The organism is Lentzea sp. NPDC054927 (genome assembly GCF_053610285.1).
Map to the genome: position 1 here is coordinate 1 of NZ_JBSGXZ010000053.1, position 18,259 is coordinate 18,259.

12 protein-coding genes are annotated in these 18,259 nt (G+C 68.8%); 1 reads left to right on the top strand and 11 read right to left on the bottom strand.

The features are described 5' to 3' along the window. Window positions 1-268: 268 nt before the first annotated feature. Together ACWGE0_RS40605 and ACWGE0_RS40610 are read right to left on the bottom strand one after the other, a co-directional pair. On the bottom strand, window positions 269-1,294 hold the full coding sequence (locus ACWGE0_RS40605; RefSeq protein WP_452266203.1) for a LacI family DNA-binding transcriptional regulator: 1,026 nt from the start codon (window positions 1,292-1,294) through the stop codon (window positions 269-271). A 78-nt stretch (window positions 1,295-1,372) separates the two neighbouring features. Beyond that, window positions 1,373-2,395 carry a GNAT family N-acetyltransferase gene (locus ACWGE0_RS40610; protein WP_452266204.1) on the bottom strand — a complete coding sequence of 341 codons (1,023 nt, stop codon included), beginning with the start codon at window positions 2,393-2,395 and terminating at the stop codon, window positions 1,373-1,375. A 72-nt stretch (window positions 2,396-2,467) separates the two neighbouring features. Between ACWGE0_RS40610 and ACWGE0_RS40615 the strand changes: the two genes are divergently transcribed. Next, on the top strand, window positions 2,468-3,667 hold the full coding sequence (locus ACWGE0_RS40615) for an esterase-like activity of phytase family protein (RefSeq protein WP_452266205.1): 1,200 nt from the start codon (window positions 2,468-2,470) through the stop codon (window positions 3,665-3,667). Window positions 3,668-3,755: 88 nt separating this feature from the next. On the opposite strand, the gene ACWGE0_RS40620 is transcribed toward ACWGE0_RS40615, so the two are convergent. The 9 genes from ACWGE0_RS40620 to ACWGE0_RS40660 all read right to left on the bottom strand — a co-directional run bounded on the left by ACWGE0_RS40620 (window position 3,756) and on the right by ACWGE0_RS40660 (window position 18,214). Continuing rightward, window positions 3,756-5,162, bottom strand: a complete 1,407-nt coding sequence (locus tag ACWGE0_RS40620) for a GH1 family beta-glucosidase (protein ID WP_452266206.1) — start codon at window positions 5,160-5,162, stop codon at window positions 3,756-3,758. Between the two features lie 2 nt (window positions 5,163-5,164). Beyond that, entirely contained in the window at window positions 5,165-5,989 is an 825-nt protein-coding gene (locus ACWGE0_RS40625) for a carbohydrate ABC transporter permease (protein ID WP_452266207.1), read from the bottom strand. Between the two features lie 4 nt (window positions 5,990-5,993). Then, window positions 5,994-6,893 (bottom strand): carbohydrate ABC transporter permease, encoded by a 900-nt coding sequence (locus ACWGE0_RS40630; protein ID WP_452266243.1) that lies wholly within the window; start codon window positions 6,891-6,893, stop codon window positions 5,994-5,996. 74 nt (window positions 6,894-6,967) lie between these two features. Then, the gene (locus tag ACWGE0_RS40635) at window positions 6,968-8,230 is read right to left on the bottom strand and encodes an ABC transporter substrate-binding protein (RefSeq protein WP_452266208.1); all 1,263 of its coding nucleotides are present in this window, start codon (window positions 8,228-8,230) and stop codon (window positions 6,968-6,970) included. 480 nt (window positions 8,231-8,710) lie between these two features. Continuing rightward, window positions 8,711-11,227: an ABC transporter permease gene (locus tag ACWGE0_RS40640; RefSeq protein WP_452266209.1), complete on the bottom strand. Its 2,517-nt coding sequence runs from the start codon at window positions 11,225-11,227 to the stop codon at window positions 8,711-8,713. A 5-nt stretch (window positions 11,228-11,232) separates the two neighbouring features. After that, window positions 11,233-11,985 carry an ABC transporter ATP-binding protein gene (locus ACWGE0_RS40645; RefSeq protein WP_452266210.1) on the bottom strand — a complete coding sequence of 251 codons (753 nt, stop codon included), beginning with the start codon at window positions 11,983-11,985 and terminating at the stop codon, window positions 11,233-11,235. Between the two features lie 119 nt (window positions 11,986-12,104). Next, on the bottom strand, window positions 12,105-15,074 hold the full coding sequence (locus ACWGE0_RS40650; RefSeq protein ID WP_452266211.1) for a helix-turn-helix transcriptional regulator: 2,970 nt from the start codon (window positions 15,072-15,074) through the stop codon (window positions 12,105-12,107). Between the two features lie 11 nt (window positions 15,075-15,085). Continuing rightward, window positions 15,086-15,241: a hypothetical protein gene (locus tag ACWGE0_RS40655; protein ID WP_452266212.1), complete on the bottom strand. Its 156-nt coding sequence runs from the start codon at window positions 15,239-15,241 to the stop codon at window positions 15,086-15,088. Between the two features lie 138 nt (window positions 15,242-15,379). Next, window positions 15,380-18,214, bottom strand: coding sequence for an AfsR/SARP family transcriptional regulator (locus ACWGE0_RS40660; RefSeq protein ID WP_452266213.1), 2,835 nt, complete (start codon window positions 18,212-18,214; stop codon window positions 15,380-15,382). Window positions 18,215-18,259 lie beyond the last annotated feature (45 nt).

Genomic DNA, 18,259 nt, shown 5'->3' on the forward strand with positions numbered 1-18,259 from the left:
GAGGTCAGGGGTGTCAACTCGACACGCTTTTCGTCGAGTTGACACCCCTGACCTCGTGTGGCCAGCTCCTGGTACGGCTTGTGACGGGACCACCCACCCGAACCGGACCACCTACGCAACGCGCCGCCGCCCAACGCAACTGGCGTGCCATCAACCCGCGTGTGGCGTGGGCAGGTCTTTGATCAGATTGGCGGGGTCCGGGGCGGAGCCCCGAAATCCCTAAACAGGAACCCTCGGTGCCAACCCGACCACCTACGGACCAGGCGCCTCAAGCAGACTCGCGCCGCACCAACACAGTCGGCAACATCTGCTGCTTCCTCTTGACCGTCTCATCCCGAAGCAGCTTCATCAGATGCTCAACCATGTGCTTGACCTGCTCATCAGAGTCCTGCCGCACCGAAGTCAACGGCGGCGAAGTGTGCTCAGCAATGGCCACATGGTCGTCAAACCCGACCACAGCAACATCCTCCGGCACCCGCCGCCCAGCCTCGTGCAACGACTCCAGCGCCCCGGCCGCCATCAAGTCGGACGCCACGAACACCGCATCCAACGAAGGCATCCGAGACAACAACACCGACATCGCCTTGCGCCCACCCTCGCGAGTGAACCCACCGTCTTCAACAAGTTTCGCCGCCCCCTTGTCGTCCAACGACAAAGCGGTCTTGAACCCGTTCAACCGGTCAATGGCGGACAACTCGTCCAACGGCCCGGAAACGTGCACGATCTTCTTGCGCCCGAGCGACTTCAAATGCTCGGTGGCGAGGACAGCGCCGCCCTCGTTGTCGTTGTCCACGAGGTGCATCCCCCGCAGCGACCCCCACGGCTTGCCGGCGTAGACGACCGGCAGCGGCAGCTTCTTCACGATCGACACGAGTTCGTCGTTGCGGTGCGGCGCGAACACCAGGGCACCGTCGACGTGGCCGCCAGCCAAGAAGCGGTGCGCGCGCACCTGGTCGTCCAGTGAGTGCACCAGCATCAGGACCATCTGCACGTCGACGTCGGCCAGCGCGCGGGCGCCTGCGCGGATCAGGCGGGCGAAGTGCGGGTCGTCGAAGATCTTGGGCTCGGGCTCCGAGAACAGCACCGCCACGGCGCCGGTTCGGCGGGTCACGAGGGCGCGTGCGGCGCGGTTCGGCTGGTAGCCCAGGGCCGACACGGCGGCGTTCACGGCCTCCAGTGCCTCGGGGCTGACGCGCGGCGACGCGTTCAGCACTCGTGACGCCGTGGCGCGGCTGACCCCAGCCCTCGCGGCCACGTCCTCCAACGTCGGACGCGCGTGGTTGGACACGAGCACCACCACTCCTCGATGAAAACCTTTGAGTCGCTGGTCAGCTTAGCTGCAAGCGATCTCCGAGGAGGGTTTCCCCGCTGTTCATCCTGTTTTTTCAGCCCTGACCTTTGCAACAGGCGTCTTCAGAGCGCGGCCGCGGGGTGCGATTGAGACGCGGAGCAGGCCGTCCTCCCGGCGTGTCGTGGTCTCCAGGCCCGCCCTCGCGGCCGTCCGCACCAGAGCGCTTTCCGACGGCAGGCACCACGCCACGAGCTCGGTGTACCCGGCGGCGCGGGCGTCCGAGGCCAGTGCGCCGAGCAGGGCCGCGCCCACGCCCCGGCGTTGCCAGGCGTCCTCCACCAACAGCGAGACCTCGGCGCAGTCCGGTGTTCCGGTGTGGATGAGCTGGCCCAGCGCCACCGCCTGGTCCGCGCACTGGGCGAGGATCGTGGTGCCGCGCGGCGGGTTGAGCAGCCGGTGCAGCCAGCGGCGGGGCACGGTGCGCATGCCGGAGTGGTACCGGTTGAACAACGTCCTCATGGAACAACGGGTGTGCAGGTCGCCGACCGCGTCCTCGTCCGCGTTGGTGCCGGGGCGCAGAACCAGGGCCACGCCGTCATCGCTGAGCATTCCTCGCACTGCGGGTGCCGGCGCGGCCAGGAGGTCGAGCAACGCGTGCGCGCGGGCGAGTTCGACCTGGGTGAACCCGGCCCAGCCGCGCCGGGCCACCATGTCTCCCAACTGGACCTGGCCGTCAGCCGCCTCGCCGTAGGTCACCGAGTCGGCGGCCAGCACCTGACGCAGTGCCTCCGCGGTCTGGTCCGGATCAGACAACGCCATCTTGGCGGCACGCAACACCGCCGTCGGTTCGTCCAGCAGCTCCTTCATGTCGGCGCCGGTGATCCCCACGCACTTGCCGCCCTCGCTGCGCACGGCCTCGACGAGGTCCGCGGGGAGCACGCCCTCGCCCGCCCGCACGACGATCTCGTCGAGCACTCCGCCTGGGACGGGGATCACGTGCAGCGCGAGGACGTTGCAGTCGGCCGCGGCGAGCCTGACGGTGACGCGGGCGAGCGCGCCGGGGCTGTCGCTGAGTTCGATGCGCATGCGCCAGGTCGTGGTCATGACGTCAAGAGTTCATGGAACTTGTTGCCGCGACGCGAACCACGGGTAAAACGATCGACATAGGGTCGCGGCATGAGGAGAACACTGGCCGCAGGCCTCACCCTGCTCACCGTCACCGCGCTGGCCACGCCGACCGCCGCCGCGCCGGAAGCGACCCGTCACGGCGCTCCCAAGCAGGCCTCGCTGACCAATTTCGCCTCGCTGCCCGCCGAGACCTACGTCCCGGGAAGCGAGCCGAGCGGATCGGCCCTCGGCACCGCCCCTGTCAACGGTGTCACCCCGCCGTTCGCCGACCAGCCCGTCCAGGGCTTCAGCGGTGTCCTGCGCAACAGCGACGGCACCTACGACGTGCTGTCCGACAACGGTTACGGCACCAAGGCCAACAGCGCGGACTTCAACCTGCGCATCCACCGCATCGCGCCGGACTTCAAGTCGGGCAACGTGGACGTGCTCGGCGGCATCACGCTGACCGACCCCAACGGCCACATCAAGACCCCGCTCACCCGCGCCGACCGCGTGCTGACCGGCGCCGACCTCGACGTCGAGTCGTTCACCAGGGGCTCGGACGGCAGCTACTGGATGGGTGACGAGTTCGGCCCGTACCTGCTGCACTTCGACCGCGCGGGACGTCTCCTCGCCGCGCCGGTCCCGCTGCCGGGCGTGCGCGCTCCCGAGAACCCCGCCGGCAACCCGAACATCGGTGGCAGCAAGGGCTTCGAGGGCATCACGCTGTCCCCCGACGGCAAGACGATCAACGCGCAGCTGGAGGGCACGGTCGCCGGTGACACCCCGGGAACGCTGCGCCTCAACGAGTTCGACATCGCGTCCAACTCGTTCACCGGCAAGAAGTGGTTCTACCAGCTGGAGAACCCGAACTTCGCCATCGGCGACGCGATCGCGGTCGACAGCAACCGCCTGCTGATCATCGAACGGGACGGCGCACAGGGCGCCGACGCGCTGGTCAAGCGCGTCTACCTGGCCGACAAGCGCGACCGGGACAAAGACGGCAAGCTCGACAAGACGCTCGTCGCCGACCTGCTGAACCTGGCGAACCCCAAGCACGTCGGTGGCCAGGCGGACCCGTTCCGGTTCCCGTTCACCACGATCGAGGACGTCACGATCCTCGACGACCGCACGATCGCGGTGCTCAACGACAACAACTTCCCGTCGTCGTCGGGCCGCACCCCTGGCAAGCCGGACAACAACGAGTTCATCACCATCAGGCTCGCCGACAACCTGCACGCCGACCCGCGCGTGCTGCGGCGCCGCTGACCAGTCCGGAAAGAAGAGAGCGCTCTCACCTGTGGACAGAAGTATCCGCAGGTGAGAGCGCCAAGGCCCCCTCGGCCCGTCTCTGCGGCTAAACGGTGTAGCCGTGCGCGGGAAGCCCGTTCTGCCCGATGATCCGGGACAACGTGACCGCGCTTTCCTTGATCGTGCGCCGCTGCGTCTCGAAGTCGACGTGCACGATCCCGAACCGCTGCGAGTACCCGGCCGCCCACTCGAAGTTGTCGAGCAGCGACCACGCCAGGTAACCCCGGATGTCGGCGCCCTCCGAGATCGCCCGGTGCACCGCACGCACGTGGTCCACCAGGTACTTCGTCCGCTCGACGTCGACCACGCGGCCCATCTCGTCCACGACGTCGGGGAACGCGGACCCGTTCTCCGTGACCACCAGCGGCACCCCGCCGGCGTCGCGCGACAACCGCACCAGCAGCTCGGTGAACGCGTCGGCGTTCTGCTCCCACCCGAACCCGGTCAGCTCGCCCTGCGGCGGCTGCAACGCCACACCGCGCAGGCCCGCGTGCGGTCCGGCCGGCACGAAGTCGGGGTCGGCGGGCGCGACGCGGGTGGGGTTGTAGTAGTTCACGCCGATCCAGTCGATCGGGGTCGCGATGGTCTCCATGTCACCGTCGCGGACCACGTTCGTCCAGTCACCCAGCCACGTCGTGTCCTGCAGGACGTCGAGCGGGTAGCCGCGGCCGCAGACCGGGTCGAGCAGGATGCGGTTCTGCAGCCCGTCGACCTTGCGAACGGCCTCCGCGTCGTCTCCCCAGACCGTGCTGAAGTTCAGCACGATCGACAGCCGGTGCGACTCCGGTGCCTGCGCGCGCAACGCCTGCGTGGCGAGCCCGTGGGCCAGCAGCAGGTGGTGCGCGGCTTCCAGGGACGCCACCGCGTCGGTGATGCCCGGCGCGTGGATTCCGTTGCCGTAGCCCAGGAACGCCGACACCCACGGCTCGTTCAGCGTGGTCCAGGCCTCCACCCGGTCGCCGAGCCGTTCATGCACGAGGGCGGCATAGTCGGCGAAGCGGTAAGCGGTGTCGCGGTTGCGCCAGCCACCGAAGTCCTCCAGCACCTGCGGCAGGTCCCAGTGGTACAGCGTGACCAGCGGCTGGATGTTCTTCTCCAGCAACGAGTCCACCAGCCGGTCGTAGAACGCGAGACCGCGCTCCTCCACCGGTCCGCTGCCACTGGGCTGGATCCGGGGCCACGCGACGGAGAACCGGTACGAGGCCAGCCCGAGCGACTCCATCAGGTCCACATCGGAGGAGTACCGGTGGTAGTGGTCGCAGGCCGGGTCACCCGTGTCGCCGGCCAGCACCTTGCCCGGCGTCGCGGCGAACGTGTCCCAGATCGAGGCGCCACGACCGTCTGCAGTGGTCGCACCTTCGATCTGGAACGCCGCGGTCGCCGCTCCCCACAGGAAGTCCGGCGGGAAGGTCAGCACCTCCTGTGCGACCTCCACGTCCGAGTCGGTCCTCATTCTCATCCCTTCACCGCGCCCTGCATGATGCCGCCGACGATCTGACGGGACAGCAGGACGAAGATCGCGATCACCGGCAGCACCGCGATGGAGGCGCCGGCGAGCATCAACGAGTAGTCGGTGTAGTACCCGCTGGCCAGCGTCGACAGGGCCACCTGGACCGTCGGGCTGTCGTTGGGGTCGAGCACGATCAACGGCCAGAAGAAGTCGTTCCACGCCGTCATGAACGTGAACATGCCGAGCACCGCCGCCTGCGACCGCACCGCGGGGAAACCGACGTGCCAGAACGTCCGCAACACCGAGCAGCCGTCGACGCGGGCAGCCTCGATCAGCTCGTGCGGCACCGTTTCCTCACACGCCTGGCGCATCCAGAACACCGCGAACGACCCGATCAGCACCGGCACGATGACCGCCTGCAGCGTGCCGTACCAGTCGAGGTCGGACATCAGCATGTACAGCGGGATCACGCCGAGCTGCGTCGGCACCATCGCGGTGCCGAGCACGACCAGGAACAGCGAGTCGCGCCCCTTGAACCGCAGCCGCGCGAACGCGAAACCCGCGAGCGTGCCCAGCACGACGTTCGAGATCGCCACGGTCGAGGCCACGATGAACGAGTTCTGCATCGCGAGCCAGAAGTCCACGGTGTCGAAGACGCGGGTGATGTTCTCGACCAGGTTCCCGCCGGGGATCAGCGGTGGCACCTTCTCGCCGAGAACCGAGTTGTCCTTCGACGCCACGATGAACGAGTAGTACAGCGGGAAGACCGAGGCCACCAGCACGGCGACCAGGAACCCGTAAAGCAGAGGGCCTGCCTTGGCGTTCTTCATGCGATCACCCCTTGCCCGCGATGCGCCGCGTCAGCGAGAAGTTGATGACCGCGACCACCAGGACGACCAGGAACAGCATCCACGCGACGGTGGCCGCGTACCCGGCGTCGAACAGGCGGAAGCCCTTCTCGTACATGTAGAGCACCAGCGTCTGGAACTGCCGGTCGGACCCACCGGTGGAGTTGTTGGCGGCGAACCCCGGGTCGAACAGCGCCGGTTCCGCGAACAGCTGCAGACCGCCGATCGTCGAGGTGACGACGGTGAACAGGATCGTCGGCCGGATCGACGGCACGGTGATCGACCAGAACATCCGCCAGCGCGACGCACCGTCCAAAGTGGCCGACTCGTACATGTCCTTGGGCACCGACTGCATCGCAGCCAAGTAAAGCAGCGCGTTGTAACCGGTCCAGCGCCACATGACCATTGTGGACACCGCGAGGTGCGATGCCCACGTCTCGGCACGCCAGTCGATCGGGTCGATGCCCACGAAGCCCAGCAGGAAGTTCACGATGCCGAAGTCACGGCCGAAGAACTGCGCGAACACCAGTGCCACCGCGGCGACCGAGATGACGTTGGGCAGCAGCACACCCGCGCGCCAGAACGCCCGCCCGCGCAGCCCCCGGTCGAGCAGCGAGGCGAGGCCGAGCGCGGCCAGCAGCTGCGGGACCGTGGAGAGGATGAACAGGCTGATCGTGTTGAACAGCGCGTTCCAGAACTTGCTGTCGCTGAACAGCTCGACGTAGTTGGCGAGACCGACGAATCCCTGGTTGCCGTCGATCAGCTGCCAGTCGTGCAGCGATACCCACGCCGTGTAGACCAGCGGGTAGAGCCCGAAGATCCCGAACACCAGGAAGAACGGCGCGATGATCAGGTACGGCGTGTACTTGGCGTCCCACCTGTTCAGCCTGAGGCGCTTCGGTTCCGGAGAAGAAGGAACCGAGGCGGCCGGAGCCGCCTCGGTCTCTGTACGAAGGGCCGTCACTTGGCGGCGTCCGTCGCTTCCTTCAACGCCTGCGTCCACGCGTCAGCGGCGGGCTGCTTGCCCTGCTCGACGCGGGTCAGCGCGGTGGCGAACACCGGTCCGACCTTCGAGTCCTTCGTGCCGCGGTAGGTCGGCTTCAGCGACTCCGCCGAGGTCGCGAAGATCTTGCCCACCGGAGCCTTGTTGAAGTACTCGTTGACCGTGGCCTGCACCTCGGCGTCCTGGTAGACCTTCGGCTGGCTGGGCAGGTTGCCGGTCTCCTTGAAGATGCGCTTCTGCTGCGCGGGGTCCGTCAGCCACTTGGCCAGCTCGTAGGCTTCCTTCGGGTGCTTGCCCTGCTTCGGGATGGCGAGGAACGAGCCACCCCAGTTGCCGCCGCCGCCGGGCGCCGTCGTCACGTCCCACTTCCCGGCCGCCGCGTCGCCGGCACCCGCCTTGATCAGCGCGAGTGCCCATGCCGGGCAGGTGGTGGTGGCGAACGAACCCTGCTTCAGGGCGACGTTCCAGTCCTGGCTGAACGGCTCGAGGGCACCGGTCTGCTGCTTGGTGCCGAGCGCCGCCGCCGTGTCGAACGCCGTCTTGACCTTGTCGTTCTTCTCCGCGATGTACGAGTCGTCCTTCGCGAAGTAGCCCTCCTCGGTCTGGTCGAGGATGGCCTTGTAGACGTTGCGACCGGTGTCGACGAACTTCACGTTCGGCGTCTTGGCCGTGAACTGGTCCGCGACCTTCGAGTAGTCGGCCCAGGTCGGCCACAGCTTCGCGACGGCCTCGCGGTCCGTCGGCAGCCCGGCCGCCTCGAACAGGTCGCGGCGGTAGCAGAGCCCGAGGCTGCCCATGTCCGTGCCCAGCCCCAGCACGAACTCACCGCCGTCAGCCGTGCCCTGGTTCCACTTCCACCCGGCCCACTGGTCCTTGAGGTCCTTCGCCCCGTACTCGGCGAGGTTCACGAACTTGTCCTTGGAAGCGCGGAACTGCGAGACCACGCCCTCCTCGAGCGCGACGATGTCCGCCGCCCCACGCCCACCCGCGAGCTGAGTCGCGAGCTGCGTGTTGTGCTGCTCCATCTTGACCTTACGCTGCTCGATCTTGATGTTCGAGTGCGAGGCCTGGTACTCCTCGATCAGCTTGTCGTAACCGAAGTCGGAGAACAGGCCAAGCGACAGCTCTACTTTGCCGTCGGCCTCGGAACTCCCGCCGCATCCCGCGGCCAGAACCATCACGAGGGTCGCAGCGATGCTGCCGACCAGCCTTGTGCTCATCCGTCCTCCTCGACGACGCCGTGAGCGGCGCTTAACTGTGATGAGAGCGCTCTCACACTCAACTGGAGAGGCGCGGGTGTCAAGCGGTCGACATCGTTCCGTAACTTTGTGGAGGCAGGCAACAAAAACCTGTGCCGGAAAATGAGCGTGTCTCGGCTGAGCCGGTCGCGGACCCTCGAAAACGACGAGGAGGGACGACCGGGCCCTCGCTCCGGTCGTCCCTCACCCCAGGTAGAGGGGTTTTCTGGCCGAAAGTGACGCGTGCTCTCGAAGTTTTTTCGCGAACCCCGGTTGAGGGGTCGAACGGGCGGGTAACGGGCCGGTTCGGTAGGCCGAACGGACGCACACGGCGAACACAGCGGAGGCCCGGTGCCCCGACAGCACCGGACCTCCACCGATCCCCCGGTCGTGCGGCCCCTGTTCCGCACTCCCGAACCCGCCTGGTTCGGTCCCCGACGCACCGGAGCCAGGCGGGGCGTTCTATGCCTCGGCCATCCCCGCGACCACGGAGTTCTTGGCCGCGCGGCGAGCAGGCAGAGCGGCCGCGATGATCGCCGCGATCACCGCCAGCCCGAGCATGATGCCGATCTGTCCGAACGGGATGGAGAAGCTGATCTGGAACTCCGAGTTGGAGATCGCCTCGACCAGCAGCCATCCGAACCCGGCGCCGAGCGCGACACCCACGACCGCGCCGATCAGCGCCATCAGGATCGACTCGACCACCAGCATCTGCCGCAGCTGACCTCGGGTGAGGCCGAGTGCCCGCAGCAGGGCCGACTCGCGGGTCCGTTCCAGCACCGACAGCGTCAGCGTGTTCGCGATGCCGAACAGGGCGATGATCAGCGCCAGGCCGACGAGCGCCCAGATGAACAGCAGGATCTGGTCGATCTGCGAGTTCAGCTCGGCCTTGGTCTCCGCCGCGGAGTTCAGCACCGCGACCGGCGACGTGGCGATGGCGCGTTCCAGGTCGGCGCGGGCGGCCGTGATGTCAGTGCCCGGCGCGAGCTTGACCAGCAGCTTCTGGTAGCCCTTGGGGGCCTCCTTCAGCAGCCCCTGGGCCGCCGGCAGCGTCACGATGCCGGTGCCGTAGTTGTTGGCCTTGACCAGCGCGACGACCTTGAAGTCCTTGTCGCCGAGCTTCAGCGACGAACCGATCGAGAGGCCCGCTTCCTTCGCGTCCTTCTCGCGCATCGCGATCTCGTTGTCCTTGAGAGGGGCCAACGGACCGGTGGTCGTGTCGGCGCGGACCAGCGAGCCGATCGCGTCCGACGGGTAGCCGGTCACGTAGGCGTACTGGAGCTGCGACGACTCGGTCGACACGGAGAGCTCCGGCGCGATCTTCTCGACGTTCTTCACCTTGGTGAGTTCATCGGTGAACTTCTGGCTCAGCGGCTGGCTGTAGACGTTCGAGCTGACCTCGTAGTCGGCCGGGAACTGCGCGTCGACCTTCTCGTTCATGGTCTGGCGGCCGCTGCCGGCCACGACCGTCACCATGGCGACGATGGTGACGCCGATCATCAACGCCGCGGTGGTCGCGGCGGTGCGCTTCGGGTTGCGGCCCGCGTTGGCCGAGGCCAGCTTGGCCGGAACTCCGCGCAGTGCCTTGCCGAACAGGCGGTTCACCAGCGGCACGTACAGCGGGCCGAGGAGCAGCACCGCGAGCAGCAGCACCATCGTGGCGCCGCCGGTGATGAACATCGCCGGCTCTTCCTTCTCCTGCTGCAGACCGAAGTAGACGGCCGCGCCACCGATCAGCGCGATCAGCGTCGCGATGACGATCCGGACCTTGCCGGTGCGGGCGACGTCGTCGTGGCTGTCGGGCTGCGAGCGCAGGGCGGCCACCGGGGCGACCTTCGTGGCGCGGCGGGCCGGGAGCACGGCGGACAGCACGGTCACGACCACACCGACGCCGAAGCCGGCGGCGATCGTCACCCACGAGATCGGCAGGCGGATCTCGGTCTCGCCGCCGCTGGGGCCGCCGACCGAACCGATGAAGGCCTGCAGGCCCGCCGACACGCCGAGTCCGCCCAGGAGTCCGAGAACCGATGCCGCGAGGCCCATGAAGACCGCTTCGGCGAGCACGCTGCGGAACACCTGCGAGCGGTTCGCTCCGACGCAGCGCAGCAGCGCGAGTTCCTTCGTGCGCTGGGCGACGAGGATCGTGAAGGTGTTGTAGATGACCATGCCCGCGACGACGAGCGAGATCGCGGCGAACGCGAGCAGAAACGTCTTGATCTCGCCGGCGGCGTCACCGACCTGCTCCAGCGTTTTCTTGGTCAGTTCCTCACCGGTCTGCACCTCGTAGCCGGTGCCGATGGTGGCCTTGATGTTGTCCACGAGCTGCTGCTGGGACACGCCGTCCTTGGCGACGGCCACGATCTCGTAGACGCGCTGCTTCGGGATGACCGTGCGCAGACCCTCCGGCGAGACCACGACGTGGTCGCTGCCGGACATCGAGAGGCTGCTCGCGCCCTGCTGGTAGGTGCCGACGATGGTGAAGGCGTGCTCGGCGTTGTCCTCGTCGAGGAGCTTGAGCTTGTCGCCGACCTTGAGCTTCGCGACCTGCGCCGTCTTGGTGTCGATCGCGGCCTCGTCGGCCTTGACCGGGAACTTGCCTTCCTTGAGGTTGAAGTCCCGCAGCTTCTCCGTGGTGGGCAGCGGCTGGACCAGGGCGTTGCGCGCCTTGTTGTCGCTGCCGAGCAGTGCCGCGCTGCCGAACTCGCGGGCGTCCGCGCCGGCCACGCCCTGCGTCGAGCGGATCTTCTGGACGAAGTCGACCGGGATGCCGTTCTCGCGGTCCGTGCTGTTCTCGGCCAGGTGCACCGCGGCATCGACGTTGCGGGCGCTGCGGGCGAAGTTGTCCCTGGTCTGGGCCTCGACGGCGTCACCGAGAACCAGAGTTCCCGTCACGAAGGCGACGCCGAGCGCGATGGCGATGCTGGACAGCACCAGCCTCGCCGTGCGGGCTCGCAGGCCCGCAAGGATGGTCTTCAGCATCTACCTCACGCCCCCAGGTGCGTGAGAGCGTTGACGACGGACTCGGTGGTGGGCTCGTGGATCTCACCGGCGAGGCGGCCGTCGGCCAGCAGCACCACGCGGTCCGCGTAGCTCGCGGCCACCGGGTCGTGCGTCACCATGATCACGGTCTGGCCCATCTTGCGGACCGACATGCGCAGGAAGTCGAGGACCTCGGCACCGCTGCGGGAGTCCAGGTTGCCGGTCGGCTCGTCGGCGAAGATGACCTCGGGACGGGCGACGAGCGCACGGGCACACGCCACGCGCTGCTGCTGGCCACCGGACAGCTCGGTCGGACGGTGGGTGAGGCGGTCGCGCAGGCCGAGGACGTCGACGATCGTGTCGAACCACTGCTTGTCGGGCTTGCGGCCGGCGAGCTCGAGACCCAGCAGGATGTTCTGCTCGGCGGTCAGCGTCGGCAGCAGGTTGAAGGCCTGGAACACGAAGCCGACGCGGTCGCGGCGCAGCTTGGTCAGGTCCTTGTCGTTGAGCTTGGTGATCTCGGTCTGTCCGATGTGGATCGCACCGCTGTCCACCGTGTCCAGTCCCGCGAGGCAGTGCATCAGCGTGGACTTGCCGGAGCCGGACGGGCCCATGATCGCCGTGAACCGGCCGGCCTGGAACGCGACGTTGATGCCGTCGAGCGCCCGCACCGCGGTGTCACCCTTGCCGTAGACCTTCACCAGGTTGTGGGCCGCCGCGGCGGTCCGGGTGCCGACCTCGGACACCAGTGCAGACATGTCGCTTGCCTTCCTCACAGGGGATGTTCCTTGATGAGGAAGAAGCTATGAGTTCGCTGAGTACGCGGACATCAACTCCGCGACGCGTTGAGCATCAGCCTGAGGTATGACAACCGGCGCTATTCCAGCAGACCTCGGTCGTACGCGATGGCCACAGCCTCCGCGCGCCGGGACGCCCCCAGCTTGGCCATGATCCGGGAAAGGTGCACGGAAACGGTCTTCTCGCTGATGTACAGCTCCTCGCCGACCTCGCGGTTCGTGCGTCCGGAGGCCACCAGCCCGAGCACGTCGCGTTCGCGAGGAGTGAAGAGGTCGACCTGGTCCCGCACGGGCTCGTCCGCCCTGAGGGTGATGCGGGCCCGCTTCGCGCACGACGCGATGGCCTCGGCGAGCGGGACGGCCTTGAGCCTGGTCGCCACCTCGTCGGCCAGGCGCAGCTGCTCGGCGGCCTCCTCGCGGCGTTCGGCACCGAGCAACGCCTCCGCGAGCCGCCACCGGCACAGCGCCTGCTCGAACACGACCCCGTAGGCGAACTCGTCGACGGCGGCCTGCCACAGCTCCGGGTCACCGGAACCGGTCAGCCTCGACTCCTCGGCCAGCGCGCGGGCCAGCCAGGCGCGCCCTTCCGGACCCAGCACACCGGCGCGCGGCTTGCCGTTCTTCGCGGTCAGCCGGACGTGCTCGGCGAGCTTGTGGCCCTCCTCGACCGCGTTCTTCTCGGCCTCGGTGTCGCGCTTGCGGCGTGCCTTCGCGGCGATCTCGGTGTACGCCGCGATGCCGACCGCGCCGATCCTGATGCCCGCGAGCATCCAGGGACCGCCGAGCTTGTTCGCCCACGCCAGCGCGTCCGTGACGCGGTCGACGGCGAGTTCCGGGCGACCGCGCCACAACGCGAGCTCCGCGCCGGTGCCACCGTTGATCAGGGCGATCTGGATGTCGCGGTGCCAGTCGCTGCGCAGCTTCGTGATGACCCGCTCGGACTCGGCCAGATCACCGCGCGAGACGGTGAGATGCGTGCTCGCCGACGCCAGCCGGGCCAGCACCGTCGACGACACCGACATGCCGGGCGGTTCGCTGGCCCACGCCGCGTAATCCCAGTCGCCGACGTAGTAGTGCACGAGCACCTGCAGAATGCGGATCTCCAGCCCGAACATGCTCCACGTCAGACCGGTCTCCTTGGCCCTGGCGCCCGCCAGGTTGAAGACGCGGGCGGCCTCGGCCAGTTCGCCGCGGTCGTAGTGCATGAGGCCGTAGTAGTACCAAGCCCTCAGCTCGTTGTTGAACGCTCCGACCTCGCGCGCGCACTGGATGGCGCGCTCGAAGCTGGCCTTGGCCTGGTCCGGCTGGTTCGCGTGGTCATCGAGGATGGCCAGCGTGCCCAGCCCGTCGGCGACCGCTCCCGGCGCGTTCGCCGTCTGACCGTCCGCGATCGCGAGTTCGGCGGCTTCCCGTGCCGCGGCGTCCGCGCGTTGCTGACGAAGGGACGAGGCCTTGCCGGCGAACACACGGGCGCGGGTCGGGCTCGGCTCGCGGTCCTGCACCAGGGCGAGCGCCTTCGCGAGGACCTCGAAGCCCTCCCGTTCGCTGCCGTCCAGGATCGACAACGCCTGCGAGAGCCGCAGCCAGATCTCGGCGGCCTCCTCCGGCGTCTGCTCGGCGCTGATGGCCTTGGTGGCGCTGCGGGCGAACGCGACAGCCCGTTCCGGCTGACCGGCGGTGCCGGCGACCCAGGAGGCCCTGCGGAGCAGCACCGACTCGTCCACATCGGACGGACGGTCCGCCGCAGCGACCGCGTTCCACAGGTTGAGCGCCTTCTCCAAGTACCGCAACGACTCGGCGGGCGCGCCGGCGCGTTCGGCCTCCTTGGACGCCTGGATCGAGGCCTTCAGAGCCTGCGGCAGGTCGTGGCTCTCGAATGCGTGGTGGGCCAGCGCCGCCGAGGTGCCGCGTTCGTCCAGCCGCTGGGCCAGGTGGCGGGCGTAGGCGGCGTGCAGCCGAACCCGTTCGCCGGGCAGCAGGTCGCCGTAGACGGCTTCCCGGAGCAGGGCGTGGCGGAAGGCGTAGACCTCGTCGTCGTGCACGACGAGCAGGTGGTGCTGGACCAGCTCGCGCAACGCGGTGTCGAACGCGATGTCCGCCATGCCCGCGACCTCGTGCAGCCGGTAGTGCCGAACCTTGCGGCCCCAGACCGACGCGACGCGGACGACGTGCTGCGCCTCGGGACCGAGGCTTTCGACACGGCTGAGCAACACGTCGGCGAGCGCGGAAGGCAACGACCTGGCGTCGTCGCACGTCGCGACCGCGATGAGTTCCTCGGCGAAGAACGCGTTGCCCTCACTTCGTTCCGCGACCTGCTGGACGACGTCCTCCGGCAGGTCGTCGCTGAGAGCCTCGACGAACCGGCGGGCGTCGGCGGCGTTGAACGGACTCAGGTCGAGACGTTCCACCGCCGGCAGCCGGACCAGCTCGGACAGCAAGGGACGCAACGGATGGCTGCGGTGCAGGTCGTCGGCACGGTAGGTGCAGACGACCATCAGGCGCTGGGAACGCAAGCGGGACAACAGGAACGACAGCAGGTACCGCGTCGACGCGTCCGCCCAGTGCAGGTCCTCGACGACCAGCAGCACGCGCTGCCGTTCGGAGAGATCACCGAGCAGCCCGAGGACGGCATCGAACAGCTGGAGCTGCCCCACGTCCTGCTCGGGCCGACGACCCGGGATCAAGCTCGGTGCGATCATGCCCTCGGTGCCGGGCTCACGTTCGGCGGGCAACGCCAGCTGCGGCAGCAACATGGCGAGCGCGGGCCGGTTCGCCGTGTCCTTCACACTGCTGAGCGCCTCGGCGAACGGCAGGTAGGGCAACCCGGTCTCGCCCGCGTCCAGGCACCGTCCCACGAGGACGACGGTGTCTTCCGCGCTGGCCGCCAACTCGTCCATCAGCCGCGTCTTGCCGACACCAGCGTCGCCGGCGAGCAACACCGCCCCCGCGGTGCCCTCACCGGCCTGCGCCAGCATGGCGCGCAACCGGTCCAACTCGCGGTCGCGCGCGACCAACGGGATTCCGGAACCGAGGCGCGCCACAAGGGGCATGCTTGCACACGTCATGCCCTGGTGCCGCCGGGTTTCCCAGAGGTGCGGTGGATCACTCGCCGGATCCAGGACGGCCCGGTGCCGTTCGACCGCTGCCAGTTGCACACGGCGTTGCCACGTCGGTAGTCGATTTCCGCTTTGATCGCCTCAGGGGTCCATTCGGTCATGGTGGAGAGGTTCGCCCTGAGGCCTTACCTCAGGCATCGGGCGATCACGCAGTCCTGGGCCGCGAACCCCTTACCCCTGGCTTGTCGTGGCGTCTGCAAGTACCACCAACGGGGAGTTGGTGGTACTTGCAGACGCCATCAGCCCACCGTCACCGCGCGCGCCCGAGCCAGCCGTGCCCGGATCCCGTCGGCCTCAGGCGCGCCGAGCTCGGTGAACAGCGCCAGCGCCCGCTGCCAGTGCGCCGCCGCCCCCGCCGCGCCCAGCCGCTCGAACACCGCCGCCAGCCGGTCGTGTGCCAGTGCCTGGTGGTACGGCGACACGGCGTCGCAGGCCACGGCCAGGGCGATGCGGGCGGCCGACAATGCGCCGTCTGTGTCGCCGGTCTCCAGCAGTGCGGTGGAGATGTCGACGTGGCAGGCCGCTTCGCCGCACTGCTCGCCGACCTCGTGGTACATCCGCAGAGCGACGCGCAGCCACGGCATGGCGTCGTCGAAGCGTTGGGTGGTCAGGTAGAGCAGGCCCAGGTGGTGGTGCGCGTTGGCCTCGGCCCACTTCGAGCCGGCGATGCGCGAGATCTCCATCGCCTCGCGGTAGTGGGCCTCGGCTTCCTCTGCCCGGCCGAGGTCCTGCAGGGTGCCGGCGATCGTGGTCAGGGCGCGGGCCTGCTGGTGCACGTCTTCCTTGCGGCGGGCCACTTCCAGGGCGCCGCGCTGGGCGTTCAGGGCCTCGTCGAAGCGTTCGAACTGCAGCAGGGCCACGCCCAGGTTGAACTGCATGACGAAGCGGGCGTCGTCGTTGTTCAGGGCGATGGCGGCCTGCAGCGCGGCTTCGGTGAGGCGCAGTGAGGTTTCGCGCTCGGTGCGCAGCCAGAGGTAGCGCGACAACGTGTACGGCAGCTGCCAGGCGTGCACGTGCCAGCCGGAGGCCGAGGCGTGTTCGGTGGCGGCGATCAGGTTCGCGCGCTCGGCGTCGAACCAGGACATCGCGTCCGCCGCGCCGGACAGCGTTGGCACGTGGGCGGGACGGTGTTCGGGTGCCACCAGGACGCTGCCGCGGTTGATCGGCAGCATGCCGTCGGCCAGGTCGGCGCAGTGCAGGTAGTAGTCGAGCATGCGGCCGGTCGCGGCACGGCGTTCCGGTTCGGACAGTTCGCCCGCAAGCGTTTTCGTGTAGACGCGGACGATGTCGTGCGCGACGTGCCGGCCGGGTTCGCTGACGGACAGCAGGTTCGCGGCGGTCAGCGCGTCGAGGGCACGCGCCGCCTCCACCAGGGGGACGTCGCCCATCGCGGCCACCACGTGCGGGGTCAGGTCGGCGCCGGGGTGCAGGCCGACGATCGCCAGCAGTCGCGCCGGCACCGCGGGCAACGCACGGCGTGAGGCGTCCAGGGCAGCCCGTACGGTGCCTTCACCGTCTTCCAGACCGAGCGCGGCCAGCCGTCCGTGCTCGTCCTGCAGTTCCTCGACCAGTTCGGCCACGCGCAAACGAGGGGACACGGCGAGACGGGCGGCGGCGATGCGCAACGCCAGCGGCAGGCCGTCGCACAGCTCGGCCAGCTCGCGCAGGGCGTCGGCCTCGATGTCCGACCGACCGGCGATGCGGCCCAGCACGTCGACGGCGGCGTCGGCGTCGAGCATGTCCAGCTCGATCAGCTTCGCCTCGACCTGCGCGACCAGGCCGACCAGCCGGCGCCGGGACGTCACCACGACGCACGACGGCGCCCCCGGCAGCAGCGGCAGCAGATCGGCGGAGCTGCGGACGTTGTCGAGCATCACCAGCATGCGGCGGTCGGCCAGCAGCGTCCGCAGCAACGCCGAGCGTTCGTCCACCGAGACCGGCGAGTCACTGGCCGGGACACCCAGGGCGCGCAGGAACCGGTTGAGCACCTCGCCGATCTCGAGCGGCTCCCGGTTCGGGTCGTAGCCGTGCACGTCGACGTAGAGCTGACCGTCCGGGAACTCCTCGCGGACCCGGTGCGACCAGTGCAGTGCCAGCGCGGTCTTGCCGACCCCGGCCGGACCGGTCACCAGCAGCACAGGACCGTCGTGATCACGCAGCAGCACGTCCATCAGCGCCAGCTCCGGATCCCTGCCGATCAACGCGACGGGCGCCCGCGGCAGTTGCGCCGGGATCGTCACCGGGGCGGGTTCGGGAGCGGACGCCTGCGCGGGCACGCGGACCGGCGCGCGTTCGGGTTCGGGACTGTCCCCTGCCAGCACGGCCTGGTGCACGCGACGCAGTTCGGGACCCGGTTCGACGCCGAGTTCCTCGATCAGCACGCGGCGGGCCTCCCGGTATGCGGCCAGCGCCTCCGCCTGCCGACCAGCCTGGACCAACGCCCGCATCAGCAGCCCGTGGCCGCGCTCGCGCAACGGGTGCTCGGCGACCATCGAGGTCAGCTGCGAGACCAGCTCGGGGCCCTGCCCGATCGCGAGCCCGAGTTCGGCCCGCTCCTCCAGCACCGCCAGCCGGCGTTCCACGAGACGGCCGCGCTCGACGTCGCAGAAGAGCCCCGAGACACCGCCCAGCGGTTCGGCGCGGAACAACGCCAGCGCGTCGTCGAGCTCGACCGCCGCTCCGGCGAGATCACCGGCGGCGCGCATGCGGTTCGCGAGCAGCACTTGACGTTCGAACACGTCGAGGTCCAAAGCACCGGGCTCGACGCGCAACAGGTATCCGTCGCCGACGGACGTCAGCAGCTCGGCCGGCGCGCGCCGCGCACGGGTCGGTTCGAGGGTGCGTCTCAATCCGGCGACGTAGGTCTGGACCAGATTCACCGCGCTCGAGGGCACGTTGTCGCCCCAGACGGCCTCGATGATCTGCCCGCGACTGACCGGGGTGTTGCGCGCCAACAGGAGCACCGCGAGCACGGCGCGCTGCTTCGCCGCACCGAGATCAACCTCGTGACCTGCGCGAACGACCCGGAGAAGGCCGAGAACCTCGAACCGCAGGGGTTCCTCGCCGTGCGTCACCGACCTGTCCTTCGCCTGGTGGCCACCTGGAGCTTGAAGATCACT